This window comes from Paenibacillus selenitireducens (assembly GCF_002021565.1).
GTDB classification, from domain to species: Bacteria; Bacillota; Bacilli; order Paenibacillales; family Paenibacillaceae; genus Paenibacillus_K; species Paenibacillus_K selenitireducens.
Genome location: NZ_MSZX01000004.1, coordinates 392,158 through 408,917 on the forward strand (window position 1 = coordinate 392,158; position 16,760 = coordinate 408,917).

The 16,760-nt window shown below is 42.0% G+C and carries 16 protein-coding genes; 13 read left to right on the forward strand and 3 right to left on the reverse strand.

Translation table 11 applies throughout. The features are described from left to right. The first annotated feature begins 4 nt into the window (after positions 1 to 4). The 3 genes from BVG16_RS12350 to BVG16_RS12360 all read left to right on the forward strand — a co-directional run bounded on the left by BVG16_RS12350 (position 5) and on the right by BVG16_RS12360 (position 2,724). Positions 5 to 1,486, forward strand: a complete 1,482-nt coding sequence (locus tag BVG16_RS12350) for a sensor histidine kinase (protein WP_078498975.1) — start codon at positions 5 to 7, stop codon at positions 1,484 to 1,486. Continuing rightward, a complete protein-coding gene (locus tag BVG16_RS12355; protein ID WP_078498976.1) occupies positions 1,483 to 2,169 on the forward strand; it encodes a response regulator transcription factor in 687 nt (228 codons plus the stop codon). Before BVG16_RS12350 ends, BVG16_RS12355 begins: the two co-directional genes overlap by 4 nt. A 174-nt stretch (positions 2,170 to 2,343) precedes the next feature. Continuing rightward, positions 2,344 to 2,724, forward strand: coding sequence for a winged helix-turn-helix transcriptional regulator (locus BVG16_RS12360; protein WP_078498977.1), 381 nt, complete (start codon positions 2,344 to 2,346; stop codon positions 2,722 to 2,724). Between the two features lie 48 nt (positions 2,725 to 2,772). Here the strand turns inward: BVG16_RS12360 and BVG16_RS12365 are convergent, their stop codons facing one another. Continuing rightward, entirely contained in the window at positions 2,773 to 3,843 is a 1,071-nt protein-coding gene (locus tag BVG16_RS12365) for an SDR family oxidoreductase (protein WP_078498978.1), read from the reverse strand. Positions 3,844 to 4,109: 266 nt separating this feature from the next. Here BVG16_RS12365 and BVG16_RS12370 point away from each other — a divergent pair, with 266 nt between their 5' ends. The 7 genes from BVG16_RS12370 (at position 4,110) to BVG16_RS12400 (ending at position 10,209) form a co-directional block, all read left to right on the forward strand. Next, the gene (locus tag BVG16_RS12370; RefSeq protein ID WP_078498979.1) at positions 4,110 to 4,928 is read left to right on the forward strand and encodes an SDR family oxidoreductase; all 819 of its coding nucleotides are present in this window, start codon (positions 4,110 to 4,112) and stop codon (positions 4,926 to 4,928) included. A gap of 119 nt (positions 4,929 to 5,047) precedes the next feature. After that, positions 5,048 to 6,097: a glycosyl hydrolase family 18 protein gene (locus BVG16_RS12375; RefSeq protein WP_078498980.1), complete on the forward strand. Its 1,050-nt coding sequence runs from the start codon at positions 5,048 to 5,050 to the stop codon at positions 6,095 to 6,097. A gap of 165 nt (positions 6,098 to 6,262) precedes the next feature. After that, positions 6,263 to 6,724, forward strand: coding sequence for a GyrI-like domain-containing protein (locus BVG16_RS12380; protein WP_078498981.1), 462 nt, complete (start codon positions 6,263 to 6,265; stop codon positions 6,722 to 6,724). Continuing rightward, complete coding sequence (locus tag BVG16_RS12385) at positions 6,725 to 6,943, forward strand: multicopper oxidase domain-containing protein (RefSeq protein ID WP_269845591.1); 219 nt, start codon at positions 6,725 to 6,727, stop codon at positions 6,941 to 6,943. Positions 6,944 to 6,967: 24 nt separating this feature from the next. Next, entirely contained in the window at positions 6,968 to 7,942 is a 975-nt protein-coding gene (locus BVG16_RS12390) for a phosphotransferase family protein (protein WP_078498983.1), read from the forward strand. Between the two features lie 103 nt (positions 7,943 to 8,045). After that, positions 8,046 to 8,546: a P-loop NTPase family protein gene (locus BVG16_RS12395; protein WP_078498984.1), complete on the forward strand. Its 501-nt coding sequence runs from the start codon at positions 8,046 to 8,048 to the stop codon at positions 8,544 to 8,546. A 286-nt stretch (positions 8,547 to 8,832) separates the two neighbouring features. After that, entirely contained in the window at positions 8,833 to 10,209 is a 1,377-nt protein-coding gene (locus tag BVG16_RS12400; protein ID WP_233147011.1) for a UDP-N-acetylmuramoyl-tripeptide--D-alanyl-D-alanine ligase, read from the forward strand. A gap of 174 nt (positions 10,210 to 10,383) precedes the next feature. On the opposite strand, the gene BVG16_RS12405 is transcribed toward BVG16_RS12400, so the two are convergent. Both BVG16_RS12405 and BVG16_RS12410 read right to left on the reverse strand, forming a co-directional pair. After that, positions 10,384 to 10,752: a VOC family protein gene (locus BVG16_RS12405; RefSeq protein ID WP_078498986.1), complete on the reverse strand. Its 369-nt coding sequence runs from the start codon at positions 10,750 to 10,752 to the stop codon at positions 10,384 to 10,386. Between the two features lie 51 nt (positions 10,753 to 10,803). Continuing rightward, on the reverse strand, positions 10,804 to 11,658 hold the full coding sequence (locus BVG16_RS12410) for a helix-turn-helix domain-containing protein (RefSeq protein ID WP_144027360.1): 855 nt from the start codon (positions 11,656 to 11,658) through the stop codon (positions 10,804 to 10,806). Between the two features lie 291 nt (positions 11,659 to 11,949). On the opposite strand from BVG16_RS12410, the gene BVG16_RS12415 reads away from it, so the two are divergent. The 3 genes from BVG16_RS12415 to BVG16_RS12425 all read left to right on the forward strand — a co-directional run bounded on the left by BVG16_RS12415 (position 11,950) and on the right by BVG16_RS12425 (position 16,609). Beyond that, positions 11,950 to 12,504 carry a dihydrofolate reductase family protein gene (locus tag BVG16_RS12415; RefSeq protein WP_078498988.1) on the forward strand — a complete coding sequence of 185 codons (555 nt, stop codon included), beginning with the start codon at positions 11,950 to 11,952 and terminating at the stop codon, positions 12,502 to 12,504. Between the two features lie 774 nt (positions 12,505 to 13,278). Further along, positions 13,279 to 15,024 carry a sensor histidine kinase gene (locus tag BVG16_RS12420; RefSeq protein WP_078498989.1) on the forward strand — a complete coding sequence of 582 codons (1,746 nt, stop codon included), beginning with the start codon at positions 13,279 to 13,281 and terminating at the stop codon, positions 15,022 to 15,024. A gap of 10 nt (positions 15,025 to 15,034) precedes the next feature. Continuing rightward, complete coding sequence (locus BVG16_RS12425) at positions 15,035 to 16,609, forward strand: response regulator (RefSeq protein WP_078498990.1); 1,575 nt, start codon at positions 15,035 to 15,037, stop codon at positions 16,607 to 16,609. Positions 16,610 to 16,760 lie beyond the last annotated feature (151 nt).

The window sequence follows — 16,760 nt, forward strand, 5'->3', positions numbered from 1 at the left end:
ACCGATGTCGATTCGTATTAAGTTACTGCTCTCCTATGCTGCTATGTTAGTTATTCCGCTGGTGATCACGTTCTTCACTGCACTACTCTTGATTGTCGTATTTCGTGGTGATCTTCAGACCATCCGTGAACAATATGGCGTTGGTGCCCATCGCATGTTCGAAGATCAACATGTCGAAGGCATATTGAAGGAGATGAAACGATCCGTTGAGAAGAATCCTTCCATTCTGTCCGATTCAAGTTACTTGTCAGATCTGGATCAAGAGCTGTTAAGGAATAAGTCCAATTTGATTGTACGTAAAGATCATCGCATCATATTTACATCACCTTCCATACAACAGACTGAAATTCTGGATCATTTACCAGCATTCGAAGATTCAGGACATGTGGAGAGAGATGAGGCAGTACACATTGGGAAGCAGCTCATTTCGTTCGGACACTTTGACTTTAGATTCGCTGACCAAACACCCGGTAGTGTCATTGTTGTGACAACCGTGAATCCCTTGGTGAATTTCGCACAGAAATTTTTTCCGATTCTTTTTATCACTAGTATTATTATTTTGATTCTGACGAACACCATTTTGACGTATTTCGTATCTAGAAGTATCATTCGACCCCTTCAGAGGCTGAAAAATGCTATGAAACGTATTGAAGCAGGCGATTTAGAATTTCAAGTTGTACCGACGAGTAGGGATGAAATTGGGGAGCTCAGTGTCGCTTTTGAACAAATGCGAAATCAGCTTCAGCATTCGATTCATACTCAAATTCAATATGAAGAGAATCGGAAAGAACTCATCTCGAACATTTCTCATGATCTTAGAACTCCATTAACTGCGATCAGAGGGTATGTTGATGGTCTGGGAGACGGCATTGCAGACACGCCGGAGAAAAGACAGAAATATATCGATATCATTTCTTCCAAAGCAGAAGAGATGGACCACTTGATCGATGAGCTATTCTTATATTCCAAACTGGATTTGAACCGACTGCCATTTCAATTTGAAATCGTTGATTTTCACGCATTTTTATTGGATTTATCGGAAGAACTTGCATTTGATCTCGGCAAACAAGGTGTCCATTATTCATCGAATATTACATTAGAACCGGAGACTTATGTGTTGATCGATCGAGACAAACTTAAGCGGGTATTCGCGAATATTATGGATAATGGATTAAAATATATGGACAAAACAGAGAAGACGATTCATCTACGGGCTTTTATGACAACAGATGACGTTGTTATTCAGATGACAGATAATGGCCAGGGAATAGAACCAGACGCACTGCCGTATGTATTCGAACGGTTTTATCGCGCAGATCTATCTCGAAACAGTCACACGGGGGGAAGCGGGCTCGGCCTCGCGATTACCAAACAAATTATGGATGGTCATGAAGGCACGATCCAAGCAGATAGTACGGTTGGTGAGAGTACATGTATTACAATGACCTTACCACGGAGAAATCATAAAGTTGGTGACCAACAATGAAGCAAATTCTAATTGTAGAAGACGAGAAAATCATTGCGGAGCTGGAAAGAGATTATTTAGAGGTTCATGGTTTTAAAGTAGATATCGCGACAGATGGCGAGTCGGGGTTAAAGCTAGGGATGAGCGGGGAGTACGATTTAATTATTTTGGATTTGATGCTTCCCCGAATTAATGGTTTTGATGTCTGTAGACAAATTCGTGAGAAGCATAATGTACCCATTCTAATGGTTACTGCAAAGAAAGAAGATATCGACGTGATTCGGGGTTTAGGTCTGGGAGCAGATGACTATATTACCAAGCCATTCAAACCGGGTGAATTGGTTGCAAGGGTGAAAGCCCATTTAGCTAGGTATGAGCGACTGATTGGCAGCAAGGAAAACAAAGAAGAGATCCGCATTCACGGCCTCTTGATCGATTATGGAGCACGAAGAGTTTTTGTACATGATCAAGAGGTGATACTTACGGCGAAGGAGTTCGATTTATTATATTTTCTAGCATTGAATCCCAACCGTGTATTCAGCAAGGATCAATTGTTCGAGAAAGTATGGGGAATGGATGCGTTAGGTGATTCACAGACAGTAACTGTCCATATCCGGAAACTAAGAGAGAAAATTGAGATCGATGCATCCAAAGCCCAATACATTGAGACGTTATGGGGCGCAGGATATCGATTTCGATTGTAAGGAGAACAGATCTTCTTGGAGGGAATCCAAGCGAAGATCTGTTTTTGTTTTATATTCTATCCATAAAGGCTGATCTCATAATACGAAAGGGCAGGATAGCGTAATATTTTGGTTGTAGTTATAATGATTAATACGGCCATTAAATGGCTCTAATTCATCAGGGGGGCAAGTTGTGTGAAAAAGACCGAAAAGATATACAACACTGCAGTAGAAGCAACTTTGGAGGTGATTGGAGGGAAATGGAAACCCGTTATTCTCTTTCATCTAACATTTGGTAAGAAACGTAATAGTGAATTTAGAAGCTTGATTCCCGCAATTACTCAAAAGATGTTAACACAGCACCTTCGGGAGCTTGAAGAAGAAGGCGTCATCTTACGTATTTCTTACAATCAGGTACCACCGAAAGTTGAGTATGAGTTGACAGACTACGGCTGGAGTCTAAAGGAAATCCTACATCTGATGTGCCGTTGGGGGGATTCGCATATAGAGAGAAAATACGAGGGAAAAGCTGCCGTTCTGGTTAATCCAATGCTTACAGACGTAAATAACAGTTAAGAAACCGACCCAATATACAAGGTCGGCTTTCTTATTTCTTACGGTAGTTTACGGGATGACTTTACGCTTGCGGAAGTCGTCGAAGATGTTCATAAACATGGCTTCGGTATCGATGAATTCGTGAAAGCCTAAGCGACGAGCCTTCGTTCCGTCGGCAAAAAAGTCGTAATCCCATGCAAACACGAAATCGCCGAATGGCCAAGAGGATACATCTTTATAGGAATTCCGAGCAAGCCCATGTTTCTCAACCATTTTGTTCCAAAGCTGCTCCTTGTCCGCCATGACAACGTCCAGTGACATCTGCAGCGGAGGCGCTGTTTCCATGCCAAAGTATTGAGCGATCTTCGGCCATAACTCATTCCAGCGGAACAGATCGCCGTTCGTAATGTTGAATGCCTGATTCGCACAGCGCTCGTCGGTCGCCGCCCATACTGTTGCCTTTGCGAGGAGCCCCGCGTCTGTCATCTCCAAGAGGCTGTTGTAAGCTCCCGGCTTACCTGGAAAACGCAAAGGTATTCCAAGTTCCTTCGAAATTGAGGCGTAAATCGCGATGACCATTGCGAGGTTCATCGGATTTCCAAGCGAGAAGCCGCAGACTACAGAAGGACGGAGTGCTGACCAAGTCCAAGCCTTACCTTTTTGCCGTTGCTCTAAGAAGTCTTGCTGATCAATATTGAACTCGGGAGGCATGTGGTTAGCGTCTGTCTCACGAGCAGGAGTTTTGAACGGACCGAGATGTGCGCCGTATACCTTGTATCCCTGCATCAGACTGACATGTTTCAAGCCCGACGCGATTGGTTCGATCACTTCTACGATGTTCACTAACATGGCGAGATTGGGTGGAACAAGTTCGGCCCAAGTTGGACGATCTTGGTAAGCAGCATAAAAAATGTGTGTTACCTCAGTTAAATCGCTTAACTTCTCGTGAAGCTCGTCTATATTGAGTAGATCCGCAGCCACATATCGAACATGGTTGCTAGATTCTCCGCCGCGACGCGATACGCCGATCACGTCCCAATCTGGGAGCGTGATGAGGTGATCGATGAGGTTGCGACCGATAACACCATTTGCGCCTACGACCAAGGCGACTTTGCGTGTTGTTGTAGATTCAATATTCATAGTGTTTCGTCTCCTTCTGTACTATTTTTTGTACAATATTATTTTGTATGAACTAACCATACTTGGGAAGTACGCACTTTAAAGTGACATAAGCACTTTAAAGTAATTAAGGTATATTCAGACGAGAAATTACTCCTAACATGAATAACTCACCAGGCCCTAGCTGTACGATTATTTGAATATTTATCTAAAGGTGACCGCGGATTAAATCAACTTTTCCATGGAACACTAATTCGGGAAATTAAGTACCTGGAGGATTACATAGGATGAATATTCACGAAAATAAACTGCAGGACTTTTCTAGCAAGCGTCAAGTAAAAGATAAAGTCGCAATCATTACGGGGGCCGGATCGGGTATTGGGCGAGCTGCCGCATTACTTTTGGCTCGGAACGGGGCCAAAGTATGCCTCATCGATTTAAATAACAACCGCAGTGAGTCTTTGGAGCAGGAAATTAATCAATTAGGCGGCGAGTCGTTGTTCGTAGATACGGATGTATCGGACCCAGAGCGGGTACAGCACGCGATTCAATCTGCCGTTGATCGCTTTGGACAAGTGGACATTGTATTTGCGAATGCGGGGATCAACGGTATCCTCTCTCCTATTGAAGATTTGACAGCAGAAGCGTGGGACCATACGCTGACCACGAATTTAAAGGGTACGTTTCTAACCGTGAAATATACGATCCCGCATATGAAACATAACGGAGGAAGCATTATTATTACCAGCTCTATCAATGGCAACCGCACTTTTTCTGGGTTCGGTATGTCCGCTTACAGTACTTCCAAAGCAGGTCAAATGGCATTTGCCAAAATGGCCGCTTTAGAATTGGCTCGATATAAAATTCGTGTTAACGTCATCTGTCCGGGTGCCATTCAGACCAACATTGGAGAAAACACGAAAAAGACACCCCAAGTTGAGAAAATTAAGATACCGGTTAACTATCCCGAAGGCAGCCAGCCGCTTGAGCATGGACCAGGGCAGCCCGAGCAGGTAGCGGATTTGGTCTTATTTCTTGCATCGCAAGATTCCAGTCATATTTCAGGTACTGAAATATTTATTGACGGCGTGGAATCGTTGCTATAGTACAAGAGAGGTTAGAATTACCGGAAGCAGCGCTTTGCTCCCTATACTTCGATATTTATTTGTGAAACCAGCTGTTGTCACTGCAGATGAAAAACATTCACAGAAAGGATCGTTGAAAATTGCGGTATTCTAAGCTGCTCCTGATCTTCATTGTCGTTCTGCTTAGTTCGTGCAGCACTTCAAAACCACCTCCACCAGCAGAAACTTGCGAACAGAAAAAGGTCTCAAAAAACGCTAATCGAATTGTTATGGGGTGGAATGCCTTTGGTACCACGGAGAAATATATCGAGCAGAATAGTGTTTCCCCCAGCCTGAACGTGGTTTCACCTAGCTGGTTCAGATTGAATGCAGAACAATTACTTCAGTCAGAGGTTGATACGCGCTATATAAGTTGGGCACATGATTCGGGTAAACAAGTATGGCCATTGTTTGGTAATCGATTTGATTCAGAATTAACCAATTTTATTCTTAGTAACAAAAAGAAAAGCGAAAAATTGATCCATCTCCTCCGCGATATTTTAGTTAAAAATGATATTGACGGCATTAATGTTGATTTTGAAAATATTGACATCATTAATAAGCAAGATTATGTTGCCTTTATTCGCCAACTTCAAGAAACGCTTCACCCCCATGGTATCCTAGTTTCCGTCGATGTAAGTCGAGCGAACCCGGATCCCTTTTGGTCTGGCAGTTTTGACCGACGTGGTCTGGGCAAAGTGGCGGACTACATCATTATGATGGGATATGATGAGGATTTAGGAGGTGGCGGGAACATCGGTTCAGTCTCTTCGTTACCCTGGGTAGAGAAAGGGATCCAATTGTTATTACAAGAAGTTCCTGCTCGCAAAACCATTCTTGGTATTCCCTTCTATACAAGAGACTGGGTTACCGATCTCAAGACGAAGAAGACTTCCAGCAACGATTTAACTTTGATTGAGGTTGAGGAAATCATTGCTGAGAAGGGGTTACAAAAGAAATGGGATCCAAACACAAAACAAAATTATATAGAGTACACTGAAAATGATGAGAAACATCAAATTTGGGTTGAAGATGATAAATCTCTAAAACAACGGTTAGACCTTGTTAACAAATATAAATTAAAGGGTACAGCAGCTTGGTTTATAGGCCATGAGCCACCGGAAGTTTGGCAAGTATTTAGTTCATATTAAAAAAATACCTATATATAGCAAAGAAATAAGCCTAAGCCTTGGATAATTTCCCTTTAAGGCTTAGGTTTATTGTATAGAGTCCACAACGGGCAGGATACTTGATTGATTCCGCGAATAATCAAAGTAGAATATTTTTTCCAACTCATATTGCGAGGAGTGAGGTTCATGCAGAATAATCAAATCGAGATCGTTACTCTTGAGGAGAGGCATTTTGTCGGAGTTCCCGTGACTAATGTTTTTCAAAGGTTTGATCCGGAAAGCATTAAAGAAGCAAATCAAGTATTTCTTGCTAGAAAGAGCGAGATTAAAGGGGTTTTGAATCAGCACGAATATGTATGTCCTCATTTTGCGAACGATGTACTTTTCACATATATCTACTGTATGGAAGTAACAAGAATTGAGGATGTTCCGAAAGGCATGATCGGATTCAGTGTGCCAAGTCAACGTTATGCCAAGGTAAGATCAATAAATGAAGACCCGTATGCGTTAATTAAATCTTTCTTAGCAGAAAAAAGTTTGGATAATAATCCAAGATCGCTTGCACTTGAAGTATTCAGATTTGGGGAAGAACAACACTTTAATAACGCGGATATTTTTGTGCCGATACTTCGAGAAGAGGAATTTTAAATTAACCGGACAGTTGATGACCACCCCATTCATTTACATATCGTTGACATGCAAATTCTTGAGCGTCAGCCTTTTGACGTTGCTCATTTCCAAGCTACAGGGAAACTAAAGTTTACAGGACATGCGGCCCCTCCTGAACCTAACGAAAGAGGATTTAAAGATACGATTCGTGCTCCTGCCGGTTACGTTACCTCTTTTTATCCTTCTCGATTTCGATAATTATCTATTTAAGGAGGCGAGATTATGAAGGAAGGCTGGGAACGAACGGAACTGCCCACTTCTCTTGACCATAGGCAGATTAATGAAATAATCAAACCCGCTTTTCCGGGTAAACGAGTCATTGCCGCTGAACGATTAGGAACCGGATTCAGCAATTCTAACTACAAAATCCATCTGGAAGGAAGCGCCAAACCCTACGTCGTTCGTGTATTCAGGGGGAAAGGGGAGGTTGCAGACAAAGAGCTTGCCATCACACAACTTGTGCGGCAAACTGTGCCTGTCGCCGACTTCATATATGTCGATACGAGTCTTAGTACGTTTGATAAACCTTGGGCCGTGTTGGAGTGGAAAGAGGGATTCCTTTTGCGCGATGTGTTTAAAAACGGCACTGCGAAGGATATCGCCTCAGCCGCAGACTCCGTCGGCAGCATTCTTGCGAATATACACGGCTACACGTTTCCTGAGTCCGGTTTTTTCGGGAAGGATCTGGAGATCTCCCATCCTTACAGTATGTACGGTGAGCATTTTCTCTCATTCATCGAACAAAGTCTCTTCTATAACGAATGCGGCAAATGGCTGGGAGAGGAACTAACAAATGCGCTATGGTCTTTCTGCCAAACAAATAGCTCATTATTGTCGGAAAACAAAGAAACGCCTGTACTCGTTCATTCAGATTTCAACGGTTTAAATATACTGATGCAGCATGGTCCAACAGGCTGTTCGGTATCGGCTGTTCTCGATTGGGAGTTCGCATTTTCTTGGAGGCGGCATGCCGATATCGCCAACATGCTTCGGTATGAAGATGATGGTTCAATATTTGAAAAGCATTTTATTCAAGCTTATCAGGAGCAAGGAGTGGTTCTTGAGGATAACTGGCGACTCCTTTCCAAACTGGAAGATCTTGTTGCCTTGTGCGATATGCTGAACCATTCCACGATAGATACCCCCAATCGGGTGCGTGATCTTCAGCGTTTGATTGCAAGAACCGTAAGATGCTAGTGATGGTGATCCCCCTTCGGTGTTGAACTAATGGGCAGTATACTTACAACGCAGTTTGTGTATGTAATTATGGTGATATAATTCAGTAGAATGGGAGGGGAATATGATAAAAATACATATTATTGGCGGTGCGGGAAGTGGTAAATCATACATATCAGCATTATTAAGTCAAAAGCTTAATATCCCACATCACGATTTAGACGATATTTTTTGGGACAATCAAGCAGAAGTTTATGGAGTAAAGGCTCCAGAGGAACAGCGGGATCAAAAACTTAGAGGAATTGTCAGTCAAGATTCATGGATCATAGAGGGTGTATACAGATCATGGGTAGATCCAAGTTTTTCAGTTGCGGACAAGATTATTGTTCTCATGACCCCTTTGTCTGTTCAAGAAGAAAGAATATGGGCGAGGTATGAAGAACGTATTTCAGGAGTTGTCACAAGTAAAAAGCGGGAGACTCTCGAAGGTGTTCGGAACCTTTTAGAGTGGAATAAAGAATATAATCTTAAAAAACTTTCCCATTTTGTTGAAAATTATGAAAATAAAGAAAAAATAATTACTGTAAGTAGTAATTTGGACATTATTGAATTATTTGTAAACTAAACTAACGGGAAACTATAGCTCAATACACACGACGGCAGCTGGATAGATAATTGGCTGCCGTTTTTTCATGAACTGACGGGAGGGTAGGTCAAGATTAACCATCGTGAACCTTAAGTGTAAGAACCACCCAAGGATGAAGAATCCTGCATGATGGTTCTTTTTTTCTCTCCTCTCCCATGTCATTATCAATATGAGGCGATTAAGAAGATTCCATGATTTCTGGTTCGTTCGTGAACGTTCGGCCGCGATCCAAGCAAATGAATAATTATTGTCAATTGGTGGTGCAATGATGATTTCTCATAAACTAAAAATAATTGAACAAATGGCTGAAGGTGATGGATTATCTCAAGAGTTTGAGGAACTTTTGATTCAAGGAGTGTCTATCGATTCCAGAACAGTAAAGCCAGGTAATCTATTTATTCCAATTATAAGAAATTTAGACGGTCATGATTATGTTAAAGAAGCAATATCCAAAGGAGCAATGGCATCTTTTTGGCAAAAGGATCATCCAAACCCGCCTGTTTATTTGCCGCTAATCTTTGTAGATGATTGCTTGCAATCTTTGCAAAACTTAGCAACTAATTATCGAAAAGAACTATTAGTCAAAGTAATTGGTGTTACAGGTAGCAATGGAAAGACAACCACAAAAGAGATGCTCAATTCAGTCTTACAAACAAAATATCGAGTTCATAAGACCGCAGGAAATTTAAACAGTCAGGTGGGTGTTCCATTAACGATTTTGGGTATAGATAGGGATGCCGAAGTTGCGGTAATTGAGATGGGGATGAGTGAAAGAGGTCAAATTGATCAATTAACTCGAATTACCCAGCCAGATTTAGCTGTTATTACAATTATTGGTGTTTCCCACCTATCGAGCCTCGGTTCTAGAGAAGAAATAGCCGCAGCAAAATTAGAAATTGTGAATGGTTTACAGAATGGGGGGTGTCTTGTCTACAACGGTGATGAACCCTTGTTAGCAAAGGGACTCGAAAATATACAAAAAAACACCTCAATATTAACCATTAGTTTCGGTGAAGGGAAATTAAATGACATTAAATTTGAAAATGCAGTAACTAACTCCGACGGTTCCTATTTTTCTGTCGGTGATAGTAAATTTTCCATACTACTTCTCGGTGCACACAATATTACAAATGCACTTGCCACAATTGCAATTGCTTCAAAACTGAGCTTAAATTCAACAGAAATTAATGAAGGTTTTCGTTCTTTAAAAATGCCGGATATGAGAATGGAGAAGATTGATTCTCCTTTTGGATTTACAATAATCAATGATGCATGGAATGCTAGCCCAGTTTCTGTGATCGCAGCAATAAAAACTTTTCAAGAACTAACTGGTTATAGCAGAAAACATTTAGTAATAGGTGACATGCTCGAACTTGGTGATCAAGAAAAGGTGTTTCATCTAGAAATTGGCAGAGACCTTGATTCAGATAAAATTCATTATTTATATACAGTTGGTGCTCTAAGTAACCTTATTGCATTAGAAGCCGAAAAGCGATTTCCAATGGGCACTGTACAAACATTTTTGGATAAAATGGAGTTGGCTAAAGCATTAAAGAATAAGGTTAAGAAAAATGATGTGATCTTGCTAAAAGCATCAAGAGGAATACAACTCGACTCAATCCTGCCGATATTAATGCAGTAACTATTACGCTAACGAGAAACGATAGTTCAATACTGAAAGGGCTGCCGAGTGGTAGCCCTTTGATCAACTAACGGGCAGGATAATGGAGAGAGATATATAATTTGCTCTCAGGCTGACAGAAAAAGGAGACAGCTTAATGGCTAACCCTTTTTGTGTAAGAGTCTTCTTGGGACTTCAGGCTAATCTTTCGTTAATCAGTGCAAGTGTATTTCCTTCGCTGTCTTTGAAGAACACCATCCATGTCTCAATCTGTCCACTTTTTGCAACAAGATGAGGGGAATCTAAAAACAATACACCTTTTTCTATTAACTTATCGTAAGTCTCTTCAATTTGCTCGGTTTGAAAATATATAACCGAACCGACTTGAGCGAATTCCTTTTTTTCCGGGATAGAAAGCATCAGTCGAATACCATTGCAATCGAAAAAAGCCATTGTCTCAGTTTGAAATAAAAACTTCATTCCGAGGGTGTCTTGGTAAAAAAGAATAGCTGTTTCTAGGTGTTTTACTGGCAACCCTATTTGCTGTATTTGATTTATGGTCATGATTTTCACTCCCCATGTAAGTTATAACTCAATCCTACCGTGAAGAAAAAATTATGTCTTTGCCAATATCACTTTTTTTCGATACTGCGAAGGAGATACCCCCACATGTTTTCGAAACATTTTGGTCAACGAAACGGGATTCTCGTAGCCAATTTCGAGCGCAATCTCAGTTATGTTCCATTCCGGACGACTTAGAAGCTGTAGGGCCTTTTCGATTCGCAGTTCCGTAATATGCTGGAAAGGTGTTTTCCGGTAGAGGCTTGCGTAATTTCTTAGTAAGTGGTTGGGAGAGAGGCATGCGCTCCGTGCTATTTCGTTGAGTGTGATTGGTTTATTATAGTAAGCTCTTACGTAGTCATGAGCAAAGGAAATCCGTCTATATAATTCTTCTCTAGTCGACTTACGGAGTGCATGGAGATTTTCAATTTCTTTGTACGTATTTAAATGTTCTATTAAAAGGGTTTGCATTATTGAGATATATTTTTCTTCCATCCAGAGCTCGTCGTGTTTAAGGACGGGTATTTGATTTTTAAATGATTCAAGCTGCTCGCTAAGAATAGGGCTGATACAATAGGTCTTCTCGAAAAAGTTCACAGTATCGCGCTCTCGGTATGGATCGGTTAGGAGATCGTTGGTCGATGTAATCAGCGTACGAAGCACTTCGCCGGCCAATTCCTCCCGGAAGAATAAGCAAAAAGACTCTACGTCTTTCTCTTGATCAATAAGCAAGTCGTAAAAGCCGGGATTTAGTAATAAATATCGGTTTTCCTCAACGGCGAAATGCCCTCGGTTGGTCCGGTAATGGACCTTACCTGAACGAAAAGTTTTTATAGAAAGCTGGCCGATACCTTGCCAATAGAATTGATTACTAGAGGCATGTAAAACAAAATTTTTATCGTGTATAATCGAAGATTCAACTCCATAATGCCCTTTATACAGGCGGATATTACCATGCTTTTCTCAATATTAACCTAATGGCTATAACTGGGACAAGTGATACATTACATCTCATTAGCATTTAACTAACGAGACACGATAGTTGAATAAAGAAACCGCGGCAACTGGTCAGAACGATCGGCTACCGTTTTCTAACGGGTAGGATAGTTGAAAAGATACCCTTTCAGTTATTAATATGACACAAGGTGACATATTAAAGGTCTATAATGGGTGGTAGATCAACGAAAGGAGTAACAAATCATGAAACGAAAAATAATTTTAGATTTAGCAGTTACTTTAGATGGTTTTATTGAAGGGAAAAATGGAGAAGTTGATTGGTGCATTATGGATCCTGAGATGGGGTTTATTAATTTCTTAAAACAAATTGATATTATTTTATATGGAAGAAAAAGCTACGATTTATGGGGGGGATTTACTCCAGAAATTGAAGATACTGAAACTGAAAAAGAAATGTGGGGATTAATTCATAGTAAAGAAAAATATGTGTTTTCTAGAACGCAAAAAGAGACGGATAATAAAGCAATATTCATAAACGATAATATTCTTGAAGAAGTAATAAAATTAAAGAATAAGCCTGGTAAAGACATCTGGCTATATGGTGGAGCAAGTCTTATTACAACTTTTATCAATTTAGGGCTTGTTGATGAATTTAGATTATCTGTTCACCCTGTTATTTTGGGAGAAGGAAAACCGTTGTTTATTGATATTAAACAGAGGTTGAATTTAAAAATGGTTAATACAAGAACATTCTCCTCTGGCGTTGTGCAACTAATCTATCATTTGAATGGGAAATAATATTGCACATTCCAAAAATAAAATATCATCAGGAAATACTGGACAGTAATTGTCACTTCTTTAACTTACGGGACACGATAGCGGAGGAGCTTGCAGTGATGCGGCTCCTCTTTTCTTATTGAAGTAACGGGCAGAATACTATGGAACTAGGATTCCTTTCATATTCGGAAACTGATATAATGGTAAGAACGTATATTCCCACGATGTATCTCTAAATTGCTGTAAAGTGAGGGAAACGAATGCTTCAATGGTACGGAGTAAATGACATAAAAGATGAATTAAGCCTGTTTGTGGCAGAAAAAGAATCGGTTGATTACGCTAACGGGACACTATAGTTGAACGAAAAAAAGGAGCAGTTTGCCGCGGCAGCTGCGACATCTTGCTGCTGCCTTGTTTGAACGATAAAACGTCATCTAATGTCATTTGTCCGTGCCTGGATGGAACGGGCGTTTTCTTTGTTTCTAAACCCTTCTTGAGGAGTTGGGTTTAGAAATCCTGTTTGAGATGAAGGGAGAGGTCTGATGAATCGGAAACTCAAAAAGAGTATGACGGAATCTTGAAAGCAGGCAACCCATCTATACATTTATTATGAAGGGTAAGATTACCACAAATGACTATAGGCGCTATAAACTGACTAGAAACGAATAGATTGCAAGACACAAGGAACATTTTTGGCAATCAGGTATCATTGTTAAGACGATCAGGGGAAACGAGCCGTAAAAGTCATGCCGTTCATGTGGGTAAAATAATTATCATTAAAGGGACGAAGGGAACATGGACAACATGAGAAAACCACCTTCTACAATATTCAATTCGCTCCGATTTAAGCTGATCACGGGACTCATGCTTATTATGCTGCCGATTGTTCTCTTCCTGATTTATACAAACTTCTATTCGATCCAGGTTGTTCGCAACCAGGTCGCGCAATCTAACAGCAACATGATCAGCCTCTATACGGGGTTGATCGACAAGTCGTTAGCCGACATTGACAACTATTTGCTGAAGTATGCCTCGGAGGTAACAGGACTGCACGTTCTCGACCGGTCTCCTGAGATCGATATCGATTTGTATAAACTGGAACGCATTTGGCAATTCAAACAACTGGTGAATAATGTGACTTACTACGAGGGTCTCGACTATTTTTTCATATATTCGCCCATTAACAACGATTTGGTATTTGCTCCCAAGCAGACAGGCTCGGCTGACGCCGACAATCAACCTATAAAGGATGCCATCGTCTCACTTATTGATGACGGGCAATCGGCAGAGAGTTTTCAGACCGGGAGATGGTCCGTATTTCGCGTTAATAAAAAGGATTATTTGTTATATATCATAAAGGTTGGTGGTTTATATATCGGGGCTGGCGTAAATACGCAGGATGTGACGGGGCCGCTCAATCTTTTGGATCTCGGCGCCGATGGGAGAGCGCTGCTGGTCGATGGCAACCACAAGCCGCTAAAGGACGAATCATTTTTTAGAGAACAGGGAATCGATCTTTCCTATACGCCTAAGTCGTACCGTTTAAGCGGTTTCGATGAAGGGTATCTGGTGATCGGAGAGCATTCCGGCAAAGGGGATTTCGGACTGGTCGCTGTGGTCCCCGATCAAAGCATTCTCCAGAAGCTGCCTTATTTGCAGAGGATTATTTCACTAATTGCGGCAGGGACCGTCTTGATCTTACTGCTTGCCTTCTATTTCATGAGGAGAGTCGTACTCCGTCCGATTAACCGAATCGTACTGGCCATGCGAAGGATCAAAGAGGGTCACTTGGAGATGCGAATAGCGAAGAAACCGACCTCTAACGAATTCGAACTGATGAACGAGATGTTCAACAGCATGGTGACCGACATTCAGAAGCTGAAAATCGATGTCTATGAGGAGCAATTGATCAATCAGAAAGCGGAGCTGAAGCATTTGCAGCTACAAGTCAACCCGCACTTCTTTTTGAACAGTCTGAATGTCGTTTATTATTTGGCCCAGGAGAGGAAATACGGATTGATTCAAGAGCTTTCCCTCTCATTAATCAGATATTTCCGCTTCATGTTTCGCAGCCATACGGATCATGTTCTAGTTCGGGACGAGCTGGGTCATACGAAAAATTATTTGAACATCCAGAAGATCCGGTTTCCGGGAAGCTTGACGTACGCCATCACCGTCCCGGATGACCTGCTCGATTGTTGTATTCCCCCGCTGATCATTCAAAGCTTTGCAGAAAACACGATCAAGCATGCGATCAACACGGACGAGCCTACCCATATCGAGATTTCAATCGAACGGGATAGCCGGAATGATGAGGAACGGCTTCATATCCGCATTCGCGATACGGGCATGGGTTATGAGGACGAGATGCTCGAGAAGCTGAGACAAGAGATCAAGCTGACGACTGAAGAAGGTGAGCATATTGGGATTTGGAATGCCCGGCAAAGACTGCGGCTGTTGTACGGGGGTCAGGCGATCATCGGGTTTTCAAACGATAACGGCGCCGTTGTCGATATTTTTTTGCCGATCATGAAAGGATAGGGGCGAGAGTATGTACCGGTTATTGATCGTGGACGACGAAGAATTTACCGCGAACGGCATTAAGGCAAGCGTGAACTGGTCAAAATTCGGCATCATTCACGTATCTGTAGCGAACAATGCACGTCAAGCGAAGGAAAAGTTTAGTGAACATCCGTTCGACATGATGATATGCGATATCGAGATGCCGCAAGGAAGTGGACTCGAACTCTATGAGTGGGTACGGGAAGAGCATCCTTGGACGGAGTGCGTCTTTCTGACTTGCCATGCCGACTTTCAATACGCGAAAAAAGCGATCCAGCTAAGGAGCTTCGAGTATTTGCTCAAGCCTGCGCCACCCGAAGAGCTGGAGCAAGTCATGACGGAGATGATCAAGAAAATAAGCATAGACCGGAAATCGTCATCGCTCGTCATCGAGCGGTTCTGGCAGGATGTGCTGCAGCAGGTCATTTTATCCCGGCCGGACAAAATCATGGAGGCTATCGGGAAGCACAATATACCGTATACGAGCAGGATGAAGTTTTTACCCATTTTGATCGGCATTCAACACTGGAAAAAAGAACTGAGCGCTCGCGATGCCCAAAATATGGAGTACGCGCTAACGAACGCCTTGGAGGAATTGGTCATCCATCAAGTTGCAGCGGTTCACATCGTTCGCGTCAAGGCCAATCAATTATTGGCGGTGTTTTCTTCGGAACATGCGATAGAGGCGAGCGGAGAGAAGTTCCGCAAAGAGCTCATAAAACGCTGCGGTTTGTTCATCGAGACGTGTAACCGATATTTTTATTGCCATTTGTCCTGCTATATCGGGCAACCGTCGGAGATACACGGCGTGCGCGATATGGTTGAAAATTTGGTAGCGCTTAGAAAGAATCAAGTGAACGCTATCGACCGGGTCGTGCTTATCGACGAGAAAATGGCAAATGAAACACCTTTCCCCATGCCTCCGATGAGAATATGGTCCGAGCTGATCAAGCAGGGGGACAAGAAGAAGGTGATGGCTGAGTCGCAAGATTTTCTGGAGTCGCTTAAGCGGATCGAAGGGCTGAACTCGAAAAGCCTGCAGCAGTTTTATTTAAGCTTCCTGCAGATGGTTCTGCATACACTTCAGCAGAAAGGGTTGTATACGGACGATATTTTAGCGGATCAATTCGCGCCGGAACGTATTTCGTCTGCCGCCGAGAGCGTCAAGAATCTGCAAGACTGGGTAACGGACGTCCTTGAATTTGCAATGACTTCCATCGAAGCGCTTGGTTCGAACGAGACAGTGGTGGAAAAGATCAAGCGGTATATATCGGCGAATATCGATCAGGAGATGTCCAGACAGTACATTGCCGACTACATTGGGCTCAGTCCCGACCACATTGTCAAGCTTTTCAAAAAGGAAACAGGTCTCTCGATATCGGAGTATATTCTGAAAGAAAGGATTGATCTTGCGAAAGAACTACTAGCCAAATCGGAAACTTCGATAAGCAACGTCGCTTTGGCGGTAGGATTCGCTAGTTTCTCTTATTTCTCCACCCTCTTCAAGAAGGAAGTCTTGATGACGCCTCAAGAATATCGGAAAAGATTCTCTTCCAGATTGTAAACGAAATATGTACATCAAAGACGCCAACTGGCGTTTTTCTCTTATGTGGACGGAATCTCGAAAGCAAGAGAACGGATTCTTGAAAGCGGGTAAACGGGAACTTCAATAAAATAATAATAGCAAGTGGCAAGAACAATCAAAATAGGGGGTT